This window comes from Enterococcus asini ATCC 700915 (assembly GCF_000407365.1).
Classification (GTDB): Bacteria; Bacillota; Bacilli; order Lactobacillales; family Enterococcaceae; genus Enterococcus_C; species Enterococcus_C asini.
Genome location: NZ_ASVU01000001.1, coordinates 854,290 through 881,183, shown reverse-complemented (window position 1 = coordinate 881,183; position 26,894 = coordinate 854,290). Strand labels below are relative to the sequence as shown.

General features: G+C 47.0%; 18 protein-coding genes. 6 read left to right on the top strand and 12 right to left on the bottom strand.

The annotated features are described in order from the left end of the window. Positions 1–12: 12 nt before the first annotated feature. The 5 genes from I579_RS12480 to ispE form a co-directional block, all read right to left on the bottom strand. Positions 13–3,720: an LPXTG cell wall anchor domain-containing protein gene (locus I579_RS12480; RefSeq protein WP_211213875.1), complete on the bottom strand. Its 3,708-nt coding sequence runs from the start codon at positions 3,718–3,720 to the stop codon at positions 13–15. Between the two features lie 897 nt (positions 3,721–4,617). After that, on the bottom strand, positions 4,618–5,454 hold the full coding sequence (locus I579_RS04240) for a metal ABC transporter permease (protein WP_010754847.1): 837 nt from the start codon (positions 5,452–5,454) through the stop codon (positions 4,618–4,620). Next, on the bottom strand, positions 5,427–6,107 hold the full coding sequence (locus I579_RS04235) for a metal ABC transporter ATP-binding protein (protein ID WP_010754848.1): 681 nt from the start codon (positions 6,105–6,107) through the stop codon (positions 5,427–5,429). The genes I579_RS04240 and I579_RS04235 overlap by 28 nt, the downstream gene beginning before the upstream one ends. Positions 6,108–6,179: 72 nt before the next feature. Continuing rightward, positions 6,180–7,133 (bottom strand): metal ABC transporter substrate-binding protein, encoded by a 954-nt coding sequence (locus tag I579_RS04230; RefSeq protein WP_010754849.1) that lies wholly within the window; start codon positions 7,131–7,133, stop codon positions 6,180–6,182. Positions 7,134–7,318: 185 nt separating this feature from the next. Beyond that, positions 7,319–8,170 (bottom strand): 4-(cytidine 5'-diphospho)-2-C-methyl-D-erythritol kinase, encoded by an 852-nt coding sequence (gene ispE / locus I579_RS04225; RefSeq protein WP_010754850.1) that lies wholly within the window; start codon positions 8,168–8,170, stop codon positions 7,319–7,321. A gap of 188 nt (positions 8,171–8,358) precedes the next feature. Between ispE and I579_RS04220 the strand changes: the two genes are divergently transcribed. Both I579_RS04220 and I579_RS04215 read left to right on the top strand, forming a co-directional pair. Beyond that, positions 8,359–8,784, top strand: a complete 426-nt coding sequence (locus I579_RS04220) for an Hsp20/alpha crystallin family protein (protein ID WP_010754851.1) — start codon at positions 8,359–8,361, stop codon at positions 8,782–8,784. 132 nt (positions 8,785–8,916) lie between these two features. Continuing rightward, a complete protein-coding gene (locus I579_RS04215; RefSeq protein WP_010754852.1) occupies positions 8,917–9,840 on the top strand; it encodes a GIY-YIG nuclease family protein in 924 nt (307 codons plus the stop codon). 36 nt (positions 9,841–9,876) lie between these two features. Here I579_RS04215 and treP read toward each other — a convergent pair whose 3' ends face one another. Further along, positions 9,877–11,889 (bottom strand): PTS system trehalose-specific EIIBC component, encoded by a 2,013-nt coding sequence (gene treP, locus I579_RS04210; protein ID WP_010754853.1) that lies wholly within the window; start codon positions 11,887–11,889, stop codon positions 9,877–9,879. Between the two features lie 400 nt (positions 11,890–12,289). On the opposite strand from treP, the gene I579_RS04205 reads away from it, so the two are divergent. The 3 genes from I579_RS04205 to treR all read left to right on the top strand — a co-directional run bounded on the left by I579_RS04205 (position 12,290) and on the right by treR (position 16,408). After that, complete coding sequence (locus I579_RS04205) at positions 12,290–14,944, top strand: glycoside hydrolase family 65 protein (protein WP_034810838.1); 2,655 nt, start codon at positions 12,290–12,292, stop codon at positions 14,942–14,944. A 27-nt stretch (positions 14,945–14,971) separates the two neighbouring features. Beyond that, on the top strand, positions 14,972–15,622 hold the full coding sequence (gene pgmB, locus I579_RS04200; RefSeq protein ID WP_010754855.1) for a beta-phosphoglucomutase: 651 nt from the start codon (positions 14,972–14,974) through the stop codon (positions 15,620–15,622). Between the two features lie 69 nt (positions 15,623–15,691). After that, the gene (gene treR, locus I579_RS04195) at positions 15,692–16,408 is read left to right on the top strand and encodes a trehalose operon repressor (RefSeq protein ID WP_010754856.1); all 717 of its coding nucleotides are present in this window, start codon (positions 15,692–15,694) and stop codon (positions 16,406–16,408) included. A gap of 47 nt (positions 16,409–16,455) precedes the next feature. Here the strand turns inward: treR and mprF are convergent, their stop codons facing one another. From mprF to rny, 3 genes are all read right to left on the bottom strand, one after another. Next, positions 16,456–19,020, bottom strand: a complete 2,565-nt coding sequence (mprF, locus tag I579_RS04190; protein WP_010754857.1) for a bifunctional lysylphosphatidylglycerol flippase/synthetase MprF — start codon at positions 19,018–19,020, stop codon at positions 16,456–16,458. A gap of 55 nt (positions 19,021–19,075) precedes the next feature. Continuing rightward, positions 19,076–20,050: a P1 family peptidase gene (locus tag I579_RS04185; RefSeq protein ID WP_010754858.1), complete on the bottom strand. Its 975-nt coding sequence runs from the start codon at positions 20,048–20,050 to the stop codon at positions 19,076–19,078. Between the two features lie 115 nt (positions 20,051–20,165). Beyond that, positions 20,166–21,734: a ribonuclease Y gene (gene rny, locus I579_RS04180; protein ID WP_010754859.1), complete on the bottom strand. Its 1,569-nt coding sequence runs from the start codon at positions 21,732–21,734 to the stop codon at positions 20,166–20,168. 461 nt (positions 21,735–22,195) lie between these two features. Between rny and I579_RS04175 the strand changes: the two genes are divergently transcribed. Continuing rightward, entirely contained in the window at positions 22,196–22,918 is a 723-nt protein-coding gene (locus I579_RS04175; RefSeq protein ID WP_010754860.1) for a TIM44-like domain-containing protein, read from the top strand. A 54-nt stretch (positions 22,919–22,972) separates the two neighbouring features. Here the strand turns inward: I579_RS04175 and recA are convergent, their stop codons facing one another. From recA to I579_RS04160, 3 genes are all read right to left on the bottom strand, one after another. Then, positions 22,973–24,019, bottom strand: coding sequence for a recombinase RecA (recA, locus tag I579_RS04170; RefSeq protein WP_010754861.1), 1,047 nt, complete (start codon positions 24,017–24,019; stop codon positions 22,973–22,975). Positions 24,020–24,151: 132 nt separating this feature from the next. Beyond that, positions 24,152–25,396 carry a competence/damage-inducible protein A gene (locus I579_RS04165; protein WP_010754864.1) on the bottom strand — a complete coding sequence of 415 codons (1,245 nt, stop codon included), beginning with the start codon at positions 25,394–25,396 and terminating at the stop codon, positions 24,152–24,154. Between the two features lie 178 nt (positions 25,397–25,574). Then, a complete protein-coding gene (locus tag I579_RS04160; protein WP_010754865.1) occupies positions 25,575–26,882 on the bottom strand; it encodes a 2-hydroxycarboxylate transporter family protein in 1,308 nt (435 codons plus the stop codon). Between the last annotated feature and the right edge of the window lie 12 nt (positions 26,883–26,894).

Below are 26,894 nucleotides of genomic sequence, written 5' to 3'. Positions count from 1 at the left end.
TGACACTAAGAACTACTTAGCTTTTTTATTTCTATTGCGTTTTTTAAATAATCCCAGGCTAGTCAGCATCGCACTAAGACCAGCTGCTGCAATGGTCGGATCCATTTCTGAGCCGGTACTAGGGAATTTCTTCGTAGTAGATCCACCCGATGATGAACTACCGTTACTGCTAGTTCCAGGTAGGCTTGGACGTTTAGTCCCTCCATCAGAATCGCTATCAGAATCTCCATCTCCGTCGGCGTCTCCATCAGAGTCTCCATCAGAGTCTCCATCTCCATCCGCATCAGCATCCGCATCGGCGTCGGCATCCGCGTCGGCATCGGCGTCGGCATCCGCATCCGCGTCAGAATCTGCATCGGCGTCGGCATCAGAATCTGCATCAGCATCGGCGTCAGAATCTGCATCCGCATCTGCATCAGCATCAGAATCAGCATCTGCATCAGCATCAGCATCTGCGTCGGCATCTGCGTCGGCGTCGGCGTCGGCATCTGCGTCGGCATCCGCATCCGCGTCAGAATCTGCATCGGAATCCGCATCAGCATCGGCGTCAGAATCGGAATCCGCATCGGAATCCGCATCTGCGTCAGAATCCGCATCTGCGTCAGAATCCGCATCTGCGTCAGAATCCGCATCTGCGTCAGAATCTGCATCGGCATCGGCATCCGCATCCGCGTCGGCATCGGCGTCGGCGTCGGCGTCGGCATCTGCGTCAGAATCTGCATCGGAATCCGCATCCGCATCGGCATCCGCATCTGCGTCAGAATCGGCATCTGCATCGGCGTCGGCATCCGCATCGGCATCCGCATCTGCGTCAGAATCGGCATCTGCATCTGCGTCGGCATCGGCGTCGGCGTCGGCGTCGGCGTCGGCATCTGCATCTGCATCGGCGTCAGCATCGGCATCCGCATCTGAATCAGAATCCGCATCAGCATCGGCATCTGCATCCGCGTCAGCGTCAGCATCGGCGTCGGCGTCGGCGTCGGCGTCGGCATCTGCATCCGCGTCAGCGTCAGCGTCTGCATCGGCGTCGGCATCGGCGTCGGAATCCGCATCCGCGTCAGAATCTGCATCGGCATCGGCATCCGCGTCAGCGTCAGCGTCGGAATCGGCGTCGGAATCGGCGTCGGAATCGGCGTCGGAATCGGCGTCGGAATCTGCATCTGCATCTGCATCTGCATCGGCATCGGCATCCGCATCTGCGTCAGAATCGGAATCAGAATCCGCATCAGCATCGGCATCAGCATCGGCGTCAGAATCGGAATCCGCATCGGTATCGGTATCAGAATCCGCGTCAGAATCCGCATCGGAATCGGAATCGGAATCCGCATCAGAATCGGAATCCGCATCAGAATCGGAATCGGTATCGGTATCAGAATCTGCGTCAGAATCGGAATCAGCGTCTGCATCGGCGTCGGCATCCGCGTCAGAATCGGCATCCGCATCGGCGTCGGCATCAGCATCAGCATCAGCATCGGCGTCAGCATCTGCATCTGCGTCGGAATCGGCGTCGGCATCCGCATCCGCATCGGCGTCAGAATCAGAATCCGCGTCAGAATCCGCATCGGAATCGGAATCGGAATCGGAATCGGAATCAGAATCTGCGTCGGAATCTGCGTCGGAATCCGCATCAGAATCAGCATCAGAATCGGCGTCAGAATCGGAATCCGCATCGGCATCGGCGTCAGCGTCAGCATCAGCATCCGCGTCGGAATCAGAATCAGAATCGGCGTCAGAATCTGCGTCAGAATCCGCATCAGCATCGGCGTCAGCATCAGAATCTGCGTCGGCATCCGCGTCGGCATCCGCATCAGCGTCGGAATCAGAATCAGCGTCAGAATCTGCGTCGGCATCCGCATCAGCATCGGCGTCGGAATCAGAATCAGAATCTGCGTCAGCATCAGAATCAGAATCAGAATCTGCATCAGAATCCGCATCAGAATCGGCATCCGCATCAGCGTCAGAATCCGCATCCGCATCGGCGTCGGAATCTGCATCTGCATCTGCATCAGAATCGGCATCCGCATCGGCGTCGGAATCTGCATCCGCGTCGGAATCAGAATCAGCATCAGAATCTGCATCAGAATCCGCGTCGGCATCAGAATCTGCATCAGAATCCGCGTCGGAATCAGAATCCGCGTCGGAATCAGAATCAGAATCTGCGTCAGCATCGGAATCCGCATCCGAATCCGCGTCGGAATCCGCGTCGGCATCGGAATCTGCGTCAGCATCGGAATCTGCATCCGCGTCGGCATCAGAATCAGAATCTGCATCAGAATCCGCGTCGGCATCAGCGTCGGCGTCAGCATCAGCATCAGCATCAGCGTCAGAATCGGCGTCAGAATCGGCGTCGGAATCCGCATCAGAATCTGCATCAGAATCGGCGTCTGCGTCTGCATCGGAATCGGAATCAGAATCTGCGTCGGAATCTGCATCTGCATCAGAATCGGCGTCAGCATCAGAATCCGCGTCAGCATCGGTTTCGTCTGGATCGCCTTCTCCAGTAATTAACCCTACCGTAGCTTTCAAGTAATCTTGTAAATAAGAATTCTTAATCTCTACCGTAGCAGCTCGATTAACATTCAAAATTTCAATGTCATCTAAAAAGGCTGTATTAAGTAGTTCTACATTTGTTAGCGAACTTAATCGCCGAATTCTTGTATCATTCGTAATTGTATTTTGATTCAACTTCACATTGGTTAACCTAGGTAGGTCTTGAATATAAAGATTGTACTTAAAGAAAGTATTGGAAATATCCACACTTTCCAAACTACTCATGTTCTCGAACCGACAAGTACTGTCCGTAATGTAGCAGCTTTCCATACTTAACGTTTTTAGTGAAGTGTTCTCTAAGTCAACTCGATCGATGGCTACATTATAAAAAGACAAATCGGTTACGGTACCCGCGCTAAATGAGTAAGTTTTCTTCCCGTTTACTTCCACGTCAATTTTGCCATTACTATTGGCGTATAATTTCACTTCGGCCCCGGCTGGAATTGAATAGTCCACTTCGTTGCCATTAACAGTAACCGTCATCATCCCAGTAGCAGTTTTCGAATAAGGCGCTACTACGCCGATAGCATCGCCAGTTGGCGCAAAATATGCGGTAGTTCGTTCACTACTGGAACCATGATTGAGGTGAATTTCGCCATCATCGTTTGGAATCGTAAATTTACAGTTGTGATAAATCATTTCACTCCCGCCTTGCTTGCGGGAGGCGTTGTCGTAATACTTTATGTCATTATTAAAAGTACAGTTGTAGGCTTGTGCCAAATTCAAATTATCGCTATCTTCAATCGTTAGCTTGCCATTAAAGGTCGAATTCCGGAGTTCAACCTTCGTTAGATCGCTACAACTATCGATTTCAAACGAGCCCATTGCAGTCACATTGTTTGCAGTAAATGATCGCAATCGATTCATTCTGATTTCTGCACCATCGCTGATAAACACGTTATTTAAATCAAGGGAGGTAGGATTTTCAATCTCATACACTTTACCATTTGCTTTTATTGTTAAGCTACTTGCTGAAGACGAGATACCAACCGTGGCACCGTTCAGTACATTAATGGTCTGCACGGCTCCATGTTTGTCCGTATACGTAATCACGCCTGTGACCGTAGACTTAGCTCCTACTTCCACTTCCTCTGCAAGAGCGTCCAGTATTTGTACAGAGGTTAGGCCGATACCACTTACCCCAGTGGCGACCAATCCCAAAATAGCCATTTTTGCTAGCTGTTTTTTTCTTCTTTTATTTGCCAACAACTTCTTAAAATCTATCCTTTTCATCGTACTCCTCCTGTATTGGATTTTTGACAACTTTCCACCACTTGCTGTTTCAAAGTGATTCTTGTTTATCAAGTCCGACAAAACCGGGGTATTCACTGGGTAACCAAACACCAGCTTGGACTTTCTTTGCTCTCTCATTGCCGATGAGTTGAATCAAATGCCGACAATCTGCTTCCCTGTGTAGCCAGATTGTGGGTGAGACAGCAAGGAACTTCACGATCCCAATTTTCTTGATTAACAAAAAGTTGCTTCCATCAAAACTCGTTTCGCCTCCTTTTACTTCTGCTCGCACCGCTAACCCATTCCCATCAAGTGCGATAGCTTTAAGTCCAATATCGAGTAATTAACAAAACAAGTCCGAATACTCTCTTCGAAAAGAAATAACAAAAGAGGAAAATACCCAGACTTGAATCATTACTATTTTCATTTTATCACGGGAAGAAAACCGAAAAACAAGACTTCTGATAAATATGATTTAACCAGCTTGCTATACAAGATTAAACCCGTAATTATAGCTTTTTAAATAGTTCTACTCTTACAACCTCCTTCCTTCTCCATTTATAACCAAGGATTATCTTTATCATAAACACCCTATTTTTTCGCGATTCATGATTAATGATCGTTTCATTTCAAAATATTATATAACATTGTAACGATTTTCTTGTCTTGCCGTTCAATTTTCTTTAAACAGTTCTCATTTTAAATTTCAAAGACTTAAACTCTGTCTTTTCTAAACGAAACCTCTTTAAACTCTCTTAAAAAGAGCTACACAAAAAAAGCCAACCACCAAAATCAAAAAAGATTTTGGCAGTTGGCTTTTTGCATTCGTTTTAACTAGTTCTCTTTTAGGCGGTGTTTCCGTTGAAAACTGATGACGATTCGTTTCGCCAGATTAACCAATAAGAAGAGACCGATAAAGACCAAAGTAATCGTAGCTGCTGGCGGAGAATTCCAATAAAAGGAACCTACTAAGCCTCCTAGCATACCCACTAAACCGACCACAATGCTAATAAGGATGACAATGTTAAAACTCTTGCCAATCCGCATACTGATGGCCGCCGGTAAAACCATAATAGCCGAAATCAGCAACGCTCCCGCAATGGGAATCATTACGGCAATCGCCACCCCGGTTAAAACATTGAACAGCATGGACATGAGATGTACCGGTAGGCCGTCCACATGGGCCACGTCTTCATCAAAGGTCAAAACATACATTGGTCGCTTGAATAAGGCGAACAAAATCGCTGTTAGGACAAATAAAACGCCTAAAGTAATCACTTGTCCGGTGGTAATCGTCACAATGGAGCCAAAAAGATAGGACTGAATACTTGTCGCGGAATTTCCCGGGGATAGATTCATCAAAACCAGAGCCAAAGCTAAGCCCCCGGCCATTAAAATCGCAATGGAAATTTCCGAGTAGGTTCGATACAAGCTCCGCAAATACTCCATTAAGACTGCGGCGATGACTACCACGATTAAAGTTGTCAGGCTAGGATTGAGATTAAGGAAAAATCCTAAAGCCACTCCCGCTAAAGAAACGTGGGAAAGTGTATCGGCCATCAGTGACTGGCGCCGGATTACCAGAAAGACCCCTAACATGGGCGCAATACCGGCAATAAAGACAGCCGCCCACAAGGCCTTAATCATGAATTCATATGAAAACAACGCCATGGAGAGTCCTCCTTTCGCACCAAACGGATTTGTCGATCCGCATATTCTTTAATGTCTTGATGGTCATGGGTGATCATCAAAATCGCCTTGCCGTGTTCGTGGGCATTATGCCGTAGCAACTTGTAAAACTTGTTGCGGCTCTCCTCGTCCATCCCCGTGGTCGGCTCATCTAGGATAAACAGATCCGGATCCGTGGCAAATACCCGAGCTAAGCTGATGCGCTGTTTTTGGCCACCAGAAAGGGCTCCAATGCGTTTGTGGCGCATTTCCCACATGCCTACAGCTTCTAGCGCCCGGCGCACGTGTTCTTTGTCCTTGGAGGAAAGGCCCTTAAACCAACGCCCTCGAGGAAAGCGCCCGGACTGGACTAATTCCAAAACTGTGCTAGGAAAGCCGGCATTAAAAGAAGCGACTTGCTGGGGGATATAACCAACGCTCAGTTTGGCTCCTTCTGTATTGGTCTTAGCCATGGTCACTTGCCCTGCCGCCGGTTGCAACAGCCCCAAAGATGCTTTGATCAAGGTAGACTTAGCGGCACCATTTTCGCCAGTTAAGATCACGAATTCTCCGGCATCCACATGATAAGATATTTTTTCTAAGACTGGCTCTTCGTCGTAATAAAAGCTCAAGTCGGAAACGTCTAGATAGCGCACGTTGCGCCTCCTTTTTAAAATAATGTCGTTCTTTTTATTATAGCATGCAAGCAGAAGTTCCCACCCATTTGACTACTTAATGCTCGCCTTTAAAGCGGTGAGGTTTTCCTCCATCACGGTGAGATACGTTTTTCCTGCTTTGATTTGTTCATTGGTCAAGCTCTCCAAAGGGTTCAAGACCATTAATTTGATGCCGGTTTCCGTGGCCAAGGTTTCTGCGACCTTAGAATTGGCATTTTCTTCAAAGTAAATCACGTCCACCTGCTGTTCTTCGGCGAATTGTTTTAATTCCGCCAAGCGTGTAGGAGTTGGCTCTTGATCAGGAGAGACGCCGGCAATCGATTTTTGCGTCAAACCGTATTGATGAGCCAAGTACCCAAAAGCCGCGTGTTGCACAAGAAAAGTCTTATTTTTCGCATTGGCAAAGGCCTTTTGGTAAGACTGATCCAAGGCCGCTAGTTTTTCCGTGTAAGCCGCGGCATTTTTCTCAAAGGTAGCTTGTTTGTCTGGGTAGCGCTCACTTAGTTCCTTGGCGATTTCCGCCACTTCCTTTTGGGCCATCACTGGATCCGTCCACACATGAGGATCTTTTCCTTCATGTTCATGATCGTGGTCATCTTCTGCTTCTTCGGCGTCATCCTCTGAGTCCGTCGTCGCAAAGTCCAACAGCTCAATCTCGTCGGCGGCTTCAATTACCAGATTTTTGTCCGATAGGCTGTCCTCGATATTCTCCACCCAAGTCTCAAAAGTTTCGCTGTTGTAGACAAAGACGTCCGCATCACTGATTTTTGCTAAGTCTTGTGCGCTAGGTTCATAGTCATGGGGCTCTGTCCCCGCAGGAATCAAGAGTTCCACTTCCCCTTCATCCCCCAGCACTTCTTTGGTAAATTCGTACATCGGATAAAAAGTCGCTACGGCTTGGATTTTATCCTGGTCGGTTTTCTGTGTCTCCGGCGACTTGGCTCCACAGGCCGCTAACAGTAAGCTCCCTAGCACTAAGCTCGCACCTAAAAAAACTCGTTTCATCTCTTTTCCTCATTTCCTTTATTTGGCAAATCGTAAATATTCCGTTTTAACCCAGGGCTTACTGTACCAAATAAAAAAAAGCCCGTCAACCGAAACCGTAAATGTTCCGATTTAGGACTTTTATTTCCTGGTAAATCGTAAGGATGTTGCGAGTATTCATATGAAAGGAAAGTAATTTGGCAATCCTACTTCAACGTCCGTACCAAATAAACTTCCTCGCAAAAACCTTTTAGTGCATTGTAAACTCGCTGGGCCCGAGACTGCTTATGACATAAAGCAAAGACCGTGGGGCCACTGCCACTCATCAAAGCGGTATCCGCTCCGTATTTCAACATCCGATCTTTAATCTGCTGAATAATCGGATGCCGAGAAATGGTGATGTCTTCCAAACTATTGCCCATTGTAGCCAACATTGTCGGATAATCTTGCGTCTCAATTGCCATTTTCAAGCCGGGAATATCCGGGTGATGAATCTTGTCCACGTCCACTTCTGGAAAAACCGTACGGGTGGAAACACTGATTTTGGGCTTCACCAAGACAACCCAACAAGCCGGCATGGGCGTGATTGGTTCCACGATTTCCCCTTTGCCAGTGATATAAGCCGTGTGCCCGTACAAACAATAAGGAACATCCGTGCCGATTTCCACACCAATGGCCACCAGTTCCTCCAAGGAAAGATTCAACTGCCACAGTTTGTTCAATCCTCGTAGTGCCGCGGCGGTATCCGAACTGCCGCCACCAAGGCCTGCTGCCACTGGGATTTGTTTTTGAATGTCAATCTTGATCCCTTGAGTGATACCATAACGACGCTTTAAAAGCGCTGCTGCTTGATAGACATTATTGCGCCCATCTACCGGGAGAAAGGCACGGTTTGTCTCGATTTGAATACGGTCTTCTGCCAAACTTGTCAGCGTTAAACGATCGACTAAATCCACGCTCGCCATCACCATGGCCAGCTCGTGATAGCCGTCTGGGCGTTTGTAAAGGACGTCTAAGCCCAGGTTGATTTTGGCCGGAGCCTTCTCGATGATCTCCATCCTTTCACCTACCTTAACAAAAAAATCGTTGTACTGATTTTATCACAAACTCCTCGGTCTGACACTTTTTCATATAGGATGGAAGAAAAGCAAGGAAAGACACCTTATTTGAATTGCCAAATCAGTTGCATTTCCCACAAAGTACGGCATACAATAAAAGTATCAAAAAGAGAAAGTAGGTTGATACGATGGCAAACTTGATTCCAGATTTTGATGATCTCCATGCATTGCGAGCAAATGGTGAAGATCTAGTAGGCAAACTCATGAACAATTTTTGGCAAGACCGACAAATCGCAACCGACATTAAAGAATATCCTGATCGCTACGAAGTCAAAGCGGACCTCCCTGGCATTCAAAAAGAAGACATTACCTTGCACTATGGAGACGATGTCTTATCCATTGCTGCTGTTCAAAAAACCAGTAGTGAGGAAAAAGACGATGAAGGCCGTTACTTGCGCCGGGAGCGTTCCAGCAGTAGCTATCAACGTTCTTTCACCATGAAAGACATCGACGAAGAAAAGATTAAAGCAACTTTTGACAATGGCGTCTTGCATTTGACTTTGCCGAAAAAGACGTTGGCGGAACAACCAGGCAAAACGATTCCCATTGAGTAATACCCCTAAATGAAGAAAAGAGCCCCACCTTCTCAGCCGAAAACAAGCGGAAGAAGGGGGGCTTTTTTGCTTAGGTGTTAAGCTACTGTGTTTTGACTTGAGTATCCAGGAAATTTCTGGTACGTTTCATCCATGAAAACATTACAAGAAAAACTCCGGGATTTGCCGGACAAGCCAGGGATTTACTTGATGAAGGATCTCCACGGAGACATCTTTTACGTGGGGAAGGCGAAAAACCTGAAAAATCGTGTGCGTTCCTACTTTCATCACAATGGGCAACACTCCAAAAAAGTTCAACGCATGGTCTTTAACATCCACGACCTTGAGTATCACACCGTGGATACGGAGTTAGACGCTTTGCTATTGGAATGTCGCCTGATTCAAAAATACCATCCTTATTACAACCGGGTGATGAACGCTCAGCAAAATTACGCCTATGTTTTGGTTCAGGAGGCGCATTTGCAGATTTTGGCGGAAGCACCGGAAAATATTCCCGCAAATAGCCAACTACTGGGACCCTTTCGTCAGTACAAACAACTGCCTCATTTGGTGCAACTACTGACGGATACTTATCTGTTGCCTGATGTGAACTATGTGACTCATCTCGCCGTCAGTCGTCAATTACCGGAAATGCCGAAACGTTTGCTTACAGAAAAGAAAGAACAAATTTTAGGCTTTTGGCAAGGCGGAAAGACGGACTTTTTAACACTTCTAGACCAGCGCATTGCTAGCTTGGCAGCCCAGTTAAACTTCGAATCGGCCCAACAGCTGCAAGAATTGGCAACCAGCGCTCGCTATTTTTACGAACAACAGCAGCGGATGAATGCCTTTCAAGCAATTCCTCAACAGTTATTTGCACTTCCCCTTACCACAAGACGAAAAAAGCTCTATCAAATCAGTTATGGTCAGCTAGTGGCGACAGAGATTTTGCCTTTAAAAGCGGCGGAAAACTTCACCGCCACCCCTTTATCCGCACCTCTCTCTTTAACAAAAACCGATATCGATCCCCTGTTGATTTTAATGAGCTATCTGGAACACCACAAAAAACACGACTAGACACCGAGTGCGGGCCTGTCGTGTTTTTTTGTTGAGTTACCCTTTGACTGTTACATAACCGATTTGAGACTGTTCGGCAATTTCACCAGTTTGTTCCAAAGTTACTCCGGCAATCTTTTCTCGGTTGGTGAAGGCCACCACCACATCGGTGCCTTTCCCCGCGGCTTTCACCGCTGTGAGATCCATGACTGCCAGTAAGGTTTCAGAAGTCACACTAGCACCTTCTGTGACTTTCACATCGAAAGGTGCGCCGTTTAATTCTACGGTATCTAAGCCCATGTGAACCAAGACTTCCGCCCCAGCTGGAGTCAAAATCCCAATCGCGTGTTTTGTAGCGAAGATGCTGGTAATTGTACCGGCGACTGGCGCGTAGATTTCTTGGCCTTTAGGTCTTACCGCAAAACCGTCACCCATCATTTTTTGAGAAAAGACTGGATCAGCCACTTCCCCAATCATGATGACTTCCCCTTCCACTGGGGCATAAATCATCTCTTGGGTCACCATGTCTGGCGTTGCTACGGCAGTGCTAGCGTCTTTGGTATCCATTACGGAAACCGCTGGACCACTTCCAGCGCCACCAGCTGTCGCCATTGCCAAGCCCCCTTCATCGTATTCCGGTTCTAACTTGTTTAAGGCTTTGACGTTTCGGAACACATAGGTCATCACAAAAGTAATCACCATGGTCACAAGCATGGAAGCAAAAACCATGGGATAATTGTTTATTTTGAAGGATAAGAAGCCTGGCAAACCGCCGACCCCGATTCCTAGCGCCCGAGTATTGGTTATGGTAATCAGCATCCCCCCAATAGCGGAGCCTACCATTGCCGCAATAAACGGATAAACGTATTTCAAATTAATCCCGAACATCGCCGGCTCGGTAACCCCCAGATACGCGGAAATCGTTGCCGGAACGGAGATTTGTTCTTCTTTTTTATTGCCCCGATGTTGGAAGTAGACCGCCAATACCGCCGTCCCTTGGGCAATATTGGAGAGCATGATCATCGGCCATAAGTTGGTGGAGCCAAAGTCTGCTACCAGTTGGCTATCAATCGCCAAAGTCGTGTGGTGCAAACCGGTGATCACCAATGGCGCATAAAGTCCCCCAAAGATCAAACTGAACAACCAGCTGAACGAAGAAGTTAAGCCAGCATTGACCACGAAGGAAATCCCTGAACCAATCTTCCAACCAATCGGCCCTAAGATCATGTGCGCCGCTAAAATCGTTGGTAGTAATGAGAATAGTGGTACAAAAATCATAGAAACAGCTTCTGGAATGTGTTTTCTAAAGAATTTTTCCAAATAAACCAATAAGAACCCTGCTAACATCGCCGGAATTACTTGGGCTTGGTAGCCAATCTTATCAATGGTAAAGAAGCCAAAATCCCACGTCCAGTTTTGCGCGATATCTGCCGCACTGGTACCATTCACGGCATAAGCATTCAATAATTGCGGTGACACTAACGTAATCCCTAACACAATCCCCAAAATCTGGGTCGTCCCCATCTTACGGGTGATGGACCAAGTGATCCCCACTGGTAAGAAGTGGAAAATCGCCTCACATGGGAGCCATAAAAAGCCGTTGACCCCATTCCAAAAGACGGAACTTTCCGTAATCGTTTGACCGCCTAGGGCATCCAGTGGTACCCCTTCCAAAAAGTTCCGGAAACCGAGCATCAAACCACCGACAATAATGGCTGGTAACAGCGGGGTAAAGATTTCCGCTAAAACACCGATGATTCGTTGCACGATATTCTGATTTTGCTTCGCCGCCACTTTGCTTTGTTCCTTGGAGACGCCTTCAATTCCGGAAATTGCCGAAAAATCATTGTAAAAATCGGCTACGTCATTCCCGATAATTACTTGAAACTGACCGGCGTTGGTAAACATCCCTTTCACACTAGGAATCTCTTCAATCGCCTTTTCATTTGCCTTGCTTTGATCGTTTAAGACAAAGCGCATGCGGGTGGCACAGTGAGTCACTGCCGCCACGTTTTCCTTGCCACCAATGTCCGCCAATAACTGTTTGGCATCAGCTTGATACTTCCCCATACGAGTAAGCCCCTTCCTTTTTCCTTTTCCAAAAACAACAACTTGTATATATATGTCCGTTACAATCCCATAATACCTTTTTCATTTTATTTATGCAAGCGTTTTATTTTTATTGTGTCTGTTTTTCGAAAAAATTCGACACTGTTACTTATTTGACAAAAAATCCTTACATTAAAGACTTTTTTTTACGATCCGCTCAAATTTTTTCCAGTCTCTTTTTTATTTTTGAATTCCCTCCTCGTTTTTCAGAAAAATAAGGGATAACGATTGAAATCGTTGCCAAATTCCGTTATAATTATTTTGCATGTATAGACAAGTAACTTGAACGTGGCAATCCAGAAAGGAGAAGTAGGACCCGGCAGACTGATTGAAAGCTGAGCCTGGTGTCCGAAAAAACAAGATGAATCTAGCGACGATCACTTTAGACCAAACATGGCAGGTTGCTTTGCCAAATGGCCAACAACGCTCCTTTAGTGGGTCCCCTCAGGAAAATGCTTTGGCATTGCAGGAATTCTTAGCCACTGAGTCACTGGAAGGTGGCGTAATTCACTGCGAAAAGCCCCTTATTTTGCAAATGGAAACCGGCGTTTTCGAACTCAGTCAATGGCTTACGGAACACTTAAATCAGCCTTTCGTCACCAATCCTACTACCGATTTTGACAAAGTAGCCGCAGAAATTCCTTGGCGACTGGACTATTACGGTTATCGCCCAGGAAAAGACGAATATTCAGTAGAATCATTGCTCACCGTGGGCAATGGCTTTATGGGCTTACGGGGGACCACACCGGAAATGGAAATTTCCGACGACTGCTACCCTGCGACTTATCTGGCTAGCTTGTACAATGAAGCCGACTCCAGGGTGAGTGACCGCACCATTACCAATGAAGATTTCGTCAATGCGCCGAATCTGCAAAAAATCTACTTGGTCATCGAGGGGGAAAAAGTCCTCCTCACTCAGGATACCCTCAGTCACTTCAAGCGTTCTTTACATCTCAAAGACGGTCTTTTAACGAGTGAGGCTCTCGTGACGCTTGCTGACGGTCGGCAATTAGCCATTGAAACAGCGAAAGTCGTAAGCATGGAACAAATCCACTACTACAGCCTACGCTACCGTTTTAAACCGCTGAATTTCTCTGGCAAAATCACACTGGTCACGGAAGCAGATGGCGCAGTCTACAATTACAATGTGGCCCGCTATCGCAGTTTGACCAATCATCATCTGGATGTTTTGGCTACGCAGGCCACGGGAGATAAAGCACTTCTAATCGCTCGTACCAAAGCCTCTAAGATTACCATTTGGCAAGAATCTCAATTAACTAGCTCCACCTTGGACTTGTCCAATTTAACTAATGAAACTAGCTCAGAAAAAGTCAAACAATCCTTAACCTTAGACGCTGCTATGGGGCACTGGCAAGAAGTCGAAAAGACCGTCTCCGTTCACGTGTATCGGGCAGAAGAAAAGGTACCGGAGCAAGACTTAGCCCAAAGCGAATTTCCGGCTTTCAGTGACTTACTACAAGGTTCCAGCAGTGCTTGGCAAACGCTCTGGGAGCAAGCCGGCATCACGGTCACTGGCGACTTAATGAGTCAAAAACTCTTGAATCTGCACACCTATCACCTTTTCGTGGCGGCCTCGCCTACTGGCAACCGCCAACTAGACGCTTCTGTGACCGCCCGGGGACTCCACGGGGAAGCCTATCGGGGGCATATTTTCTGGGATGAGCTTTTCATCTTACCTTTTTACATCTTGCACTTCCCGGAAACGGCCAAAGAGCTTCTACTTTACCGGTATCGAAGACTTCCAGCAGCCAAAGAAGCGGCGCAGCAAATCGGCTTACAAGGAGCCATGTTCCCTTGGCAGTCGGGACTTACCGGTAGCGAGCAATCCCAAGAGCTGCACTTGAATCCTATCAGTGGTCAATGGAAAGAAGACCACAGTCGCTTGCAACGCCATGTGTCTTTAGCTATTGCTTATAACGTCTGGCAGTATTTCCACAATACCGGGGATACGGCCTTTATGCGGGACTACGGCTTGGAACTCTTACTAGAAATCGCTCACTTCTGGCAAAGTATTGCTCGTTGGGATGAAACCAGTCAGCGCTACGACATCAGTGGTGTCATGGGGCCAGACGAATTCCACGAATCCTATCCGGGAGCCGAAAAAGGTGGCTTGAAAAACAATGCCTACACCAATATGATGGTGGTCTGGCTCTTCACCGAGGTTTTGAGTTTACAGGCAAACTTTGACTCGGCGGAATTTGCTGCGGTGCAAGAAAAGACCCAGCTTACAGATGAACTCTTGGCAAAAATGGAAGATATCCGGCACAAATTAGCGTTAGATATCAATCCAGAAGGCATCATCGCCCAATTTGACGGGTATTTCGCTTTGAAAGACTTGGATTGGGACCACTATCGTAAGACTTATGGCAATATCTACCGCATGGATCGCATCTTAAACGCGGAAGGCAAATCCGCAGACGACTACAAAGTAGCCAAACAAGCGGATAGTCTGATGATTTACTACAATTTCTCGAAGAATCAAGTTCAAGACATTTTGACGAGTCTCGGTTATGATCTACCGGAAAATTACGTGACGGAAAATCTCCACTACTACTTGAAACGCACTTCCCATGGATCGACCCTCTCCCGGGTGGTTCACGCCCAGCTGGCGGCCATGGTAAATGAAGAAGAGCTGGCTTGGAAGCTGTATCAAGAAGCCTTGTCTTCAGACTATCGGGACATTCAAGGCGGCACCACCGCAGAAGGCATCCACGCCGGTGTCATGGCGGCTACCCTCTTCATTCCTTTGACGACCTTTGCTGGCATGGATATTAGAGAAGACCTCTTGACCTTCAACCCGGATCTCCCTGTGGCCTGGTCTTCCTTGAGTTTTCGGATTACCCGCCTAGGCATCGACTATCAAATTTGGATTGGCCCTGGTGAGATGCGGGTCACAGCCAGTCAAGATACCCAGATTATCATCGGCCAAAAGAACGTGCACCTTTTGGCCAATCAACCCCATGAGGCCCTTTACGGCTTCACGGAAAATCCTTAATAAAAAACTACTAAAGGAGTAACTCACATGAAAAAAGGTTTTGTATTCGACTTAGACGGCGTCATTACTGATACGGCGAAGTACCACTTTATCGCTTGGCGGGATTTGGCCAAAGAAATCAATATCGACGTGGACTTGAAATTCAACGAACAATTAAAAGGCATTAGCCGCATGGATTCCTTGGAGCGCATCTTGGCGCACGGTGGTCGCAGTGACGACTTCACCCCGGAAGAAAAAGCCGCTTTAGCAGAAAAGAAAAATACTCATTACGTGGAATTGTTGCAATCCTTGACCCCAGCAGATCTTTTGCCTGGCGTTCATGACTTTTTAGACGGCGCCCAAGCAAACCAAGTACCATGCGCTATCGCTTCCGCTTCTAAAAATGCGCCTTTCATCTTGGAAAAACTCGGGGTTGCTGATCGGTTTGCAGCCATTGTCGATCCTGCTAGCTTACACAAGGGCAAGCCAGATCCCGAAATCTTCGTCAAAGCCGCAGAACTATTAGGTTTTCAACCAGAAGAATGTGTGGGCTTTGAAGATGCACAAGCCGGCCTAGATGGTATCAAAGCTTGTGGCATGTATGCTGTAGGCGTCCTTTCCGGCGAGCCTCTCCACGGAGCGGACATCACCGTGCATCAATTAACCGAGCTAGATATTCCTGAATTACTCCAAAAATAAAGAACGGAGATTGTTTTCCCTTGAAAAAATCTCTATAATTGAGTTCGAATACCATGAGGAGGTTGCGCCATGAATAAGTTCCGTGAGATATTTTTGGATCTCGAACAAAAAATCGTCAATCAAGAATACCCCCCCCAGAGCTTGCTCCCCAGTGAGAATCAGCTCATCCAAATTTACGGTGTTTCACGTGAAACGATTCGCAAAGCGTTAAACCTGTTAAAGAACTCCGGCTATATCCAAAAGAAACAAGGCAAAGGCTCCATCGTCTTGGATATGAATCGCTTTGATTTTCCGATTTCTGGTTTGACCAGCTTTAAGGAATTGCAAAATGCCCAACACATCCCCAATGAGACCAACGTGGCGGAACTGCGAAAAATCGCCGTTTCACCGAAACTCCACGAGATTACCGATTGGCCCGTGGCTTCCGAAGCTTGGAAGCTGATTCGCCAGCGGAAAATCGACAATGAAGTGGTCATCTTGGACCGAGACTATGTCAATGCCCAAATCATTCCAGAAATTCCCATTAACAAGGCCCAAGACTCTTTATTTCAATACTTTGAAAACGATCTGGGGCTAGAAGTCTCATACGCGCAAAAGGAAATCACCGTAGAGCCGGTGAATAAAGAGATTCGAGACTTAATGGACTTGACCACTGAGGATCAACACGTGGTTATCGTCCGCAGCCTAGTGTACTTGGAAGACACCCGCTGTTTCCAATATAGCGAGTCCATTCACCGCTTGGACAAATTCCGTTTTGTGGACTTTGCCCGCCGCCGCAAGGTTTAATAAAAAAGCACCGGACACTGTTAATCCCAGTGTCCGGTGCTTTTTCTTTATTCTTCTAAGACTTCTTCTGCTAGAGATGGGCCTTTGTTCTTACCTCGGCCGATTAACAACAAGAGCTGCATCACGGCCAAATAGAAACTGCCCTCTTTCGGATAAGCGAAATAGCAACCCGTCCAAAAATCGGCAAAGGAATCTTTCCCTTGATAATTTAGGCGAAAATCGTAAAAGACATTGCCATAGTTGTAGATGACATTCATCACCCGCTCTTGGAAAAATGATGTGGGGGCTTCCCCCACATGAGCCAAAGGTACCATATTTAGATCAGCAAAGTGGAAGCCAGCTTTCTGCCACACGGTCAACATATTTAAGACCAAAAAGCCCGCTGCTTCTTGAGGTAGCCCCTCTTGCAAGCGCAAAAGGTCATAAGAGACCCAGTTGGCATCGATCGGTTGCTCCGTGATAAAGCCCACCACGTGATTTTGCTGGTCTTTTAAGACTCCCACCGGTGCCGACAACAGATAGTCCACATCAAAGCGACCACTGGCAAAGTTTTTTTCCGCCTTGCCTCCTAGCCAGTCATTGGAAACCTTTTGCAAGGCTGGTAAAAGATCTAAAGGTAAGTGTTGGTAATAGGTAAATTGATAACCTTGAGTTGAGACTTTGCGGAAGCTTTCTCCTTTGCCAAAGTCGTTTGGTTGAGTCAGGTCCAAGGAACCGGACTCCCCAATTTTGGTAAAGTCATAACCCAAATCATGAAGGGTCACCACGTATTCCTCGCTCACCTTATAAAAGGCTAGCTGATAGCCATAGAGATCGGCTTCCTTTAAAAATGCCAAGGTGGCTTCCCGGAACAGCGTGGCTTCCCCGATTGGATTGCCTAAAATAAAGAGCCGATTGCCCTTAATCTGGAACCCAAAGACGACCCGGTCTTCCCCTTCCACTTGGTAATAATACAAGCGATAGCCCAAAAAGAGCCGGTGACTGGAATTCGTGCCGGCATACTTGCCTAAAAAAGCAGTGAAGCGATACGGATCAAAGGACACGCCTAATTCTTTTTCGCTAACCGACAAGTATTGTTGTAAGCCAAACAAAACCAGTAAAGACAATGCCAAACCAATCAATCCTGCAAACCAAATGTCTTCTGAAGGGAATAAGATGAAGCGTCCGCCGAGGATTTCATTGTTCCACCAGCTACCTCGATGCACGCCGGCGACGCCATAGACTACTAACAAGGTCCCAAAGAGCACCGCATCAAAGATCATCGCCCCCCAGGAGTAGACGAATTTTTCCCGGTAAAATTCTTTTCGTGCTAACCAGACCAAAAAGATGACCCCACAATAGACGAAAAATAAGTGAGGTGAGCGCGTCCGGGTAATGGTGTTTAAAATCCCAAACAGCAGCACCACCAAAGTGGGCAAATACGCTTTTTTCACCTTGGCGTACAGCGCCCGGGCCAAGCCCAGCAACAAAAAGCCCACTAGAAGATTCAAGGTTTGATCTAGGAAGTTAAAAGAAAAGGGCAAGATAAAACGGAAGAAACTACTCACGGCAGACAGATTTTTCACCGTGGCCAACAAGACCATCATAATTCCTGAGAAGTACACTCCAATCACCACGATAAAGTGGGCTGCTTTTTGTAACATCAGCTTAGGCAGATTATCAAAGAAGCGGTTCAAGCGCACGCTACTTCTCGTTAAGAAAAGCAAGATTCCAGAAAGAAAGGGTACTAAGTAATAAAACAAACGATAGTATAACAACCAAACCAAGGTCTGATTCTGGGAGAAGCCTAGATTGCTCATTCCTAAGATCATCATGACATCAAAGGTTCCCATGCCCCCGGGGACCATGGTAAGCATCCCAATCAAGGTAGCAATCAAAAACATCGGGTACACATCGGTTATGGCAAACTCCAAGCCCATGAAATACCCAATGGCCAGGAAAATCCCCAATGCACAGGTCCACTGACAAAAAGAAATCGTCACTAATTGCAAGACCCCTTTAGGAAACAGATCCGCAAAAAGGCGTTTGCGCCGCAGATAGGAAAAGAAAAGCAAGCCCGGAGTTAAAAGACTGCCAATCAACAACCACAGCCAATAACTACGAAATTCCGGATGCCAACCAAAGCCATAAATCTGCACCGCCAAAAGCAAGGACCACAAGGATAGCCCCGTGACCATAAACAAAGCCACTTTTGAGACCACGGCTAAGACTTGCTTGCGCTCTGTGCCTTTGCCGTAGAAATTGGCCCGCAGACTGGCGCCCACGACCCCGCCAAACCCGGCGAGATTGTTAATCGTATTCGTCGTCCAGGCCGACACAAAGAAGTCTCGCCAGCTCATTTTGGGTTTTCCCTGAGCCTCCAAGGTCTTAACCGTCACCCAGTCATAACCCAGCGTGGGTAAAACCGCCAACAAGCCTAAAGCCCCCATGGCAATCAAGGAACCGGTATTCTGCTGGCTGATGGTAGTTCCTACTTCTTGCCAGCTCATCCCGTGGGCAATATTGATGACCTGATTGGCCACAAAAATTAAAATCGAGCCAAAAAACAACAGCCGCAATAGCAGGCTATGTTTTTTTATGATCGCATATATTCGTTGCAAAGTTGCTTTCATTCGCTTCACTCCTTGAGTAAATGGTACTTTATTCCGGCAAATTTGCCAAATCAAATCAGTGAGCCAAAACCAAGTTCCGGTAGGCCTCCTCGGAGAAATCCTCCTGAGTCACCGCTTTTTTGATCCCTTCAGACAGAACCCGGGCAGCTAGCAGCCCCACAATGTTCAAATCGGCTTTAACCTCTCCCAAGGAAAAAGCGTAAATCGTGTCCCCGTCCGCCATGGTGTTTACCGGACTAATGGCCCGCGCCAAGCCACTGCGAGCCATGGCAGCGATTTTATTCATTTCCCCTTCATTGAACTGAGCGTTGGTAAAAATTGCCGCCAATGTGGTATTGGTACCGGTTTGTAGTGCAATCATCTGTTTGTACAACTCGGCTTCCGTGGACAATAAATTCTGCCGTTTAGAATCCAGTAAGCCTCGAATCTGCTTGCCTGATTCCCAATCGAAAACATCTCCAAAAGCATTGACCACCACCATGACACCGACTTGTAACTCTCCAAGTTGTGCGGCGTGAAAAGCAATCCCTGCCTTCTGGCTTTGGCCCATGCCATACAGTTTGCCCACGGCAGCCCCGGTTCCGGCACCGACACTCCCACTCACTGGTTCTCTCCCTGCTTCTGCCGCCAGACAAGCCCCATAAGCCATCTTGGCATCCGGGCGTACTCGGCCATCCCCTAAGGTTAAATCAAAAATATCGGACTGGACCACCAAAGGTACCACCCCACCAGGCACGGCAAACCCCCGGTTGCGTTCCTCTAAGTATTTCATGACCCCATCGGCTGCGCCTAAGCCATACGCCGATCCCCCGGCAAAGACTAAAGCATTGAGTGATTTCGTATCCGTATAAGGCGATAACAAATGAGCTTCCCGACTGGCCGGGCCACCGCCACTGACATCGATTCCCCCGGTGTTTTCCCCGGAAAAAAGCGCCACGCTTACCCCGGTCATAGCAGTATAGTCCTGCGCTTGACCAAACGTTACCCCAGCAATCTCAGATATCTTAATCTCCTGTAATCCTTCCCCCATGAGTGAACCCTCCTGCATGTCATTTTCTCAAGTATAGCATAGCACTGCCTCTGCGCCTTATTAAGACCTAGAGTGCACAAAAAACGCCTCAAGAGTAACTCTTGAGGCGTCGTGTTTATTTCGCGTAATCCACTGCTCGGGTTTCCCGAATAACAGTGACTTTGATATGACCTGGATAATCCAAGTCGTCTTCGATTTTCTTGCGGATATCCCGTACGAGACGTACCGCATCCAAATCGGATATTTCTTCTGGTTTGACCATCACTCGAACTTCCCGACCGGCTTGGACGGCAAAGCTGGATTCCACTCCTGGGAAACTGTTGGAGATATTTTCCAAGTTTTCCAGACGGCGGATGTAGTTTTCCAAGGACTCACTACGAGCACCTGGCCGTGCAGCTGACAATGCGTCCGCTGCGGCTACCAAAACAGAAATAACTGAAGTAGCTTCCACATCCCCATGGTGAGAGGAAATGGCGTTGATCACAACTGGGTTTTCTTTGTACTTCGCAGCTAATTCCGCACCGATTTCCACGTGAGAGCCTTCGATTTCGTGATCCAAAGCCTTCCCGATATCGTGGAGTAAACCAGCTCGTTTTGCCAATTGAACATCTTCGCCCAATTCCGCCGCTAAGACGCCAGAAAGTTTGGCAACTTCGATGGAGTGGTTCAAGACGTTTTGACCGTAACTGGTTCTGAAGCGCAGACGTCCTAAAATCTTGATCAAGTCCGGATGCAAGGTATGTGCACCAACCTCGAAGGCTGCTTGCTCCCCGTACTCCCGAATGCGTTCATCCATTTCTTTCCGGGATTTTTCCACCATCTCTTCGATACGAGCTGGATGAATCCGCCCATCTTGGATTAGTTTTTCCAAGGTCATGCGGGCGATTTCCCGACGAATCGGATCGAAACCAGATAAAACGACTGCTTCTGGTGTATCATCAATGATCAAATCGATCCCGGTCAAGGTTTCTAAGGTACGGATATTCCGCCCTTCCCGACCGATAATGCGACCTTTCATCTCATCATTTGGCAAGGACACCACCGAAACCGTATTTTCTGAAACCGAGTCTGCTGCACAACGTTGAATGGCCAATGACAAGAGATTCTTCGCCTTGCGATCGGCTTCTTCCTTCGCCCGTTGTTCGGATTCCTTCACCATCAATGTTAATTCATGGTTCAGTTCTTCTTCCGTCGATTTCATGATGATTTCTTTGGCTTCATCTCGAGACAAGGCAGCAACACGTTCTAGTTCTTGCTGTTGTCCTTCAATCAGTTTTTCGACTTCTTGTTCTCGCTCGTCAATTAATTGCTGTTTTGCACTAAGTTTCCGCTCACGATCCTCCAAGGAGTGCTCGCGCTTTTCGATGGTCTCATCCTTACGATCCAAGACCTGCTCTCTTTGGAGTAAGCGATTCTCTTGTGATTTGATTTCAAGTTTGCTTTCCTTCAACTCACTTTCGATTTGCCCGCGATACTTCTGGTTTTCTTCCTTAGCTTCCAACAATGCTTCTTTTTTTAGAGTTTCCGCTTCTTTTTTGGCATTTTTCAAAATACCTTGTGCGGAATTTTCTGCCCCGGCCAATTCTTCGGCATGAAGTTTCTCATGTTTATTTTTGGCGTAGACGTACCCTGCAAAAAGCCCAACAATTAAACCGATGATAGCGAGGAGAATGTAAAGTCCCATTAAATCCACCTCCGTACTATCGTATTTAGTTATTCTTGTAGTTTTTTGATAAACTATTTTCAATCATTATCAACATGCCTACAGTCGCATGCGTGCAAAGTGCACAACTTTATTCTAATGTTTGTAACTGGTACTGTCAACTTTTAAAAAAACTCTTAAGCGCCCGGAAGCCTTAGAAAATCAGTTATTTCAGCGCTCTCATGAAAAAGAAAACATTCGTCACTTTGCCCCTTGTGGTTTACTCAACCGAGCGCAAAAAATAGTCCAAAGCGAGTCAATGATTTGATTCGTTATAGACTATAGACAGCTTTCTTTGTTCGCATTTTTTTAAAATGTTATGCTACCTCGCGCTACTCTCCCTGTGAAGTCGCCAAAGAATTCATTAAAAAACACTGATCTTATGCAATGGTCTGTGATTTTTCGCTATAATAACCAAAAACACAAATGGAGCACACCAACGAATGAAACTTCGAAAAGGAATCTTCTGCCTCTTACTTTGCCTCGCTCTCTTTCAACCGGTCACAGCCTACGCCACAGCCGGTGGTCATAGGGGTGGCTCTTCCGGAGGGCACAGTAGCACAGGAGGGAGTAGCCGAGGCTCCCATAGGATTATCCGCTCTGGCAATCGCGTTTGGATCGGTGGGCGCTCTGGCTCTGTTCTTTCCTTTGTCCTTTTTACTGGCGGAATCTTAGGCATTACCTTTTTAAAACGAAAACGCCAGCAACATGCCCTAGCCCAAACGGATCGTAATGACGTTTTAATTGCTATGTCTGGTTCGGAACAAGAAAAACAAGCATTACTCCAAGAGGTTGCACAAACCTTCCAAAAGATTCAAGCAGCCTGGGATGCGGGAACACTCGAAAGTGCAGCTCGTTGCTATACCCCACGGCTTTACGATGAACATCGACGGGTTTTAGCCGACAATCGTGAAAATGGCCTCCACAATCATACCCAAAAAGTTTCCTTAGTGCGCATTAGCAACTACCGCCAACTGGGCACCGACAGCTTTTCCCTTACGTTTGGTTTTTCCTGTCTGGATTACACCGAGGATCAAGCCGGGCGAATCGTCACAGGGGATGCGAAGCGTAAGCAATACTTCTTGCAACGCTGGTTTTTCAACTATGATGCCGAAAAGAAACTTTGGCAAGCCGACTTTATCCAACCTGTGGACCTAGCAAATTAACGCCTCATGAAAAGGACCGCAATCAAATTGATTGCAGTCCTTTGTTTGTGTTTCTTATTCGTCAGTTAAAGGCAATTCTTCTTGGCCTTCCACAGCCACGACTTCTTCTTCATCCCCGATACCATAAGCCGCTCGCACCAATTGGTTGATTTCAGCTTTCATCTCAGGATGTTCTTTCATATAGTTCTTAGCATTATCCCGGCCTTGGCCGATACGATCGCCCTTATACGCGTACCAAGCGCCACTCTTGTCCACGATGTCTTTGTCCACCGCCATGTCCAAAAGCTCCCCTTCTTGGGAAATCCCTTGGCCGTACATAATATCCACTTCCGCCAATTTAAATGGTGGCGCTACTTTATTTTTTACGACTTTGATCTTCGTCCGGTTCCCAATGATATCCGTACCAGATTTCAATTGTTCCGCCCGGCGAACTTCCAAACGAATCGTTGCGTAGAACTTCAACGCCCGTCCCCCAGGAGTGGTTTCTGGATTCCCAAACATAACCCCGATTTTTTCACGGATTTGGTTGATGAAGATGGCAATCGTCTTGGTCTTGTTAATCGAACCGGACAATTTCCGCAAAGCTTGGGACATCAAACGAGCTTGCAAGCCCATGTGAGAATCCCCCATTTCCCCTTCGATTTCGGCACGAGGTACTAAAGCCGCTACCGAGTCCACTACGACGATATCTACGGCACCACTGGAAACCAGTGCATCCGCGATTTCGAGTCCTTGTTCCCCAGTGTCTGGTTGAGACAAGAGCAATTCATCGATATCGACCCCAAGTTTTTGGGCATACAAAGGATCCAGCGCGTGTTCCGCATCGATAAAGGCTGCGGTCCCACCGGATTTTTGTACTTCCGCAATGGCGTGGAGTGCCACCGTGGTTTTACCAGAACTTTCTGGTCCATAAACTTCGATAATCCGTCCACGAGGATAGCCACCGACACCTAGCGCCACGTCAAGGGCTAATGAGCCACTTGGAATAACGGCGATTTGTTGGTCGATCTTTTCCCCTAATTTCATTACGGCACCTTTACCGTAATTCTTTTCAATTTTCTTTAATGCAGCATCTAAGGCTGTCTTACGATCATCTGCCACTGGATGGCCTCCTTATTTTCAAGCATTCGCCATGAAGTCATTTTAATGTACTCTCATGATAGCTTTTCCTCACTAAAAAAGCAAGAAAAAGCGAACATATTTTCGCATTTCTTTAGAAAACTTAATCCCTGACTATTCAGCCAATAATGCCCGACGCAACAAGTCCAAGCCCGCCATCACGGCGCTGTGACGAACGTAGGCCCGATCTCGGGTAAAGTGATATTGATGGCTTGTGACCCCTGACACCGTCGCTAGAGCAATCCACACCGTTCCAGATGGTTGACCTTCCAGCGCATCCGGTCCCGCCACTCCGGTAAAGCTTAACGCATAATCTGTCTGCGCTTTGGCCCGCGCAGCCGTCGCCATGGCCTCGGCACACTCTTGACTGACCGTACCGAACTGGTCAATCAATTCTGGGGCAATGCCTAAGAATTGCTCTTTGGCTTCCGGAGAATAGGTCACAAAGCCCCCTGGAAAGACGGCAGATACGCCGGAAACATTTCCTAAGACACTTTGAAACTGCCCCGCAGTCAGACTCTCAGCCGCGGTAATCGACTTACCCTGTGCCTTTAGCAAAGAAACGACGACTTCTTCTAAAGTTGTTTCCTCTCCGTAGCCGTAAAAATACTCGCCCACGCGATTGATTATCGCCTCCTCCGTCTGATCCAAAAGAGCTGCACCTGTCGCTTCATCCTGACACTTCACCGTCAAACGCACGGTCACCTCATTCGGCTTAGCGTAAGGGGCAATCGTGGGATTCGTCTGCTCGTCAATCAAATCCGCCAATTCCGTCACCAAACGCGACTCCCCGATGCCATAAAAACGCAAAACCCGTGACAATAGACGCTCCTGTTGAGGCATTTTCTTAGCGAGTAACTCCTTAGCATACCGAAGAAACATCGGCTTCAACTCACTAGGAGGTCCTGGTAACAAAAGATACGCGGTGCCTTGAGGTTTCTGATAAAAAATCCCAATCGCCAGCCCCGTATCATTGGGCAATGACTCCCCATGCTCAAACACCAGGACCTGACGCAAATTATTTGGCGTCATCTGACGGTGAGCTTTCGCAAAGAATTCTTGGAGTTTTTGTAACCCGGGACCGTCTTCCACCAGCGCTTCCCCGACAAATTCCGCCACCACATCTTTCGTCAAATCATCCGTCGTCGGTCCTAAACCTCCGCAAAGCACCACGAGCTCACTGCGCGCATCGGCCACTTCCAAAATTTCCTGCAGGCGCCCGCCATTGTCTCCCACAACGCTGTGATGATAGACGTCAAATCCCATCCCCGCCAATTCTTCCGATAAAAACGTGGCGTTCGTATTGGTAATCTGTCCTAATAATATTTCCGTACCTACTGCAATGATTTCAGCTTTCATGTTTGCCTCCTGAGTATAAATAACTACAAAACTCTTTTATACGTCATTTTTTTCTTTATCACAATCTCTTCTACTCATTATTATCTGTTTCCACTTTTAAATCAACGAAAGTTTACGACGCAGCCCAAACCATACACCAAAGACACCACAGCAAAATACCGTGGTGTCTTTTTAAATACTATGAAAAAAGTTGGATCAAAAAGCCAGATAAGATTAAGACGAGAGCGCCACCGAGACGATTGCCCATTTGCGCAAAGGCGATTAAGTTCATCCGGTCTGCAGCACTCAGTACCGCAACATTACCGGTACCACCCATGGAGTTATTACAGAAGCCAGCCGTAATTGCGGCTTCTACAGGATATAACCCGAATAGTTTGCCCACAAATCCCGCTACGACAGAAATCGTAACGACACTTGTCAAGCACAATACCACAAATTGCCAAGTAAAGGCATCAGCCAGCACGTTTAAGTTTAACAAGGCAATCCCGATACCTGCCAAAACAGCAGCCGTCAAGTTTTTCACGATCAATTGATTAAACATCGTTGCCGCATCTTCATAATACTTTGGTAGTAAGTTGCCGACTTTACAGATGACAACGAAAATAATGATAAAGGCATAAGCGTGAATTTTTGGTATAAAGTAATTGCCGATTTGACCTAGCATAAAGAAGGCTAGGGCCACCATTAAACCAACACCCATTTGTTGGATATTGGGTTTTACAGGTTCACTCTTCGTATCGCCTAAATCACCCTTGGCCATCATTTCACCATGGCCGTTTAGTTTATTTCCTGATTGACCAATCCGCGCGGTTAAAGCAGCACCGATAATGGCTAAGACATTGGTCATGGCTGTGGCAGGAATCAAGCGAGAGATGACATCTGCCGCATCAGTATGCAGGAAGCTACCATAGATACTTGAAAGTGGCACAGCCCCGGCACCAACACCTCCGGCCATGGCTGGTAAGGAAACGTACAAGACAGAATTTCCAAAGCCATTTCCAATCAGCATCCCCACTAAACCAACGGCTAAAAAGGATGCAACCATGGAGATTAAGGCTACTGGGATAAAACGAACAGAGGCTTTAATCAGCAAGTCACGATTCATCCCTAAAATCGCACCGGCAATCAAGGCTGCAATATAGAAGTCTAAAAAGCCCATATCTGAAACAAACGTTTTGGTGGAGTCCACCACTTCTTTTGGTAAAATTCCAAAGGTTGCAATGGCTGCCGAAGCAAAAATCGCAAAGACGGAGCCACCGCCTAAATAATCTTTTACAATAGGGATTTTCGTCCCCATGTAATGGAACAAATTACCCAAGATTACCAATACGGCAATCGGACCCATCATACTTGTTGGTAATTTTCCTAATGCAATGACGACGATTAAAATCGCCACAATCACGAGATACAACGGCAAAGAGATACCGCTGATTTTGGTTTCCCAAAACCAGCCACTTCTCTTAGTCGTTTTTACATCATTTTTCATTTTCCTTATCCT

What these genes read in the sequence shown, in the direction of transcription:
- I579_RS04215 (WP_010754852.1), top strand. Translation starts at nt 8,917, where the DNA reads ATGAAAACATTACAAGAAAAACTCCGGGATTTGCCGGACAAGCCAGGG.
- rny (WP_010754859.1), bottom strand. Translation starts at nt 21,734, where the DNA reads ATGGGACTTTACATTCTCCTCGCTATCATCGGTTTAATTGTTGGGCTT.
- treP (WP_010754853.1), bottom strand. Translation starts at nt 11,889, where the DNA reads ATGGGGAAGTATCAAGCTGATGCCAAACAGTTATTGGCGGACATTGGT.
- I579_RS04165 (WP_010754864.1), bottom strand. Translation starts at nt 25,396, where the DNA reads ATGAAAGCTGAAATCATTGCAGTAGGTACGGAAATATTATTAGGACAG.
- mprF (WP_010754857.1), bottom strand. Translation starts at nt 19,020, where the DNA reads ATGAAAGCAACTTTGCAACGAATATATGCGATCATAAAAAAACATAGC.
- I579_RS04160 (WP_010754865.1), bottom strand. Translation starts at nt 26,882, where the DNA reads ATGAAAAATGATGTAAAAACGACTAAGAGAAGTGGCTGGTTTTGGGAA.
- I579_RS04175 (WP_010754860.1), top strand. Translation starts at nt 22,196, where the DNA reads ATGAAACTTCGAAAAGGAATCTTCTGCCTCTTACTTTGCCTCGCTCTC.
- I579_RS04205 (WP_034810838.1), top strand. Translation starts at nt 12,290, where the DNA reads ATGAATCTAGCGACGATCACTTTAGACCAAACATGGCAGGTTGCTTTG.
- pgmB (WP_010754855.1), top strand. Translation starts at nt 14,972, where the DNA reads ATGAAAAAAGGTTTTGTATTCGACTTAGACGGCGTCATTACTGATACG.
- I579_RS04220 (WP_010754851.1), top strand. Translation starts at nt 8,359, where the DNA reads ATGGCAAACTTGATTCCAGATTTTGATGATCTCCATGCATTGCGAGCA.
- I579_RS04185 (WP_010754858.1), bottom strand. Translation starts at nt 20,050, where the DNA reads ATGGGGGAAGGATTACAGGAGATTAAGATATCTGAGATTGCTGGGGTA.
- ispE (WP_010754850.1), bottom strand. Translation starts at nt 8,170, where the DNA reads ATGGAGATCATCGAGAAGGCTCCGGCCAAAATCAACCTGGGCTTAGAC.
- I579_RS04240 (WP_010754847.1), bottom strand. Translation starts at nt 5,454, where the DNA reads ATGGCGTTGTTTTCATATGAATTCATGATTAAGGCCTTGTGGGCGGCT.
- I579_RS04230 (WP_010754849.1), bottom strand. Translation starts at nt 7,133, where the DNA reads ATGAAACGAGTTTTTTTAGGTGCGAGCTTAGTGCTAGGGAGCTTACTG.
- treR (WP_010754856.1), top strand. Translation starts at nt 15,692, where the DNA reads ATGAATAAGTTCCGTGAGATATTTTTGGATCTCGAACAAAAAATCGTC.
- I579_RS12480 (WP_211213875.1), bottom strand. Translation starts at nt 3,720, where the DNA reads ATGGCTATTTTGGGATTGGTCGCCACTGGGGTAAGTGGTATCGGCCTA.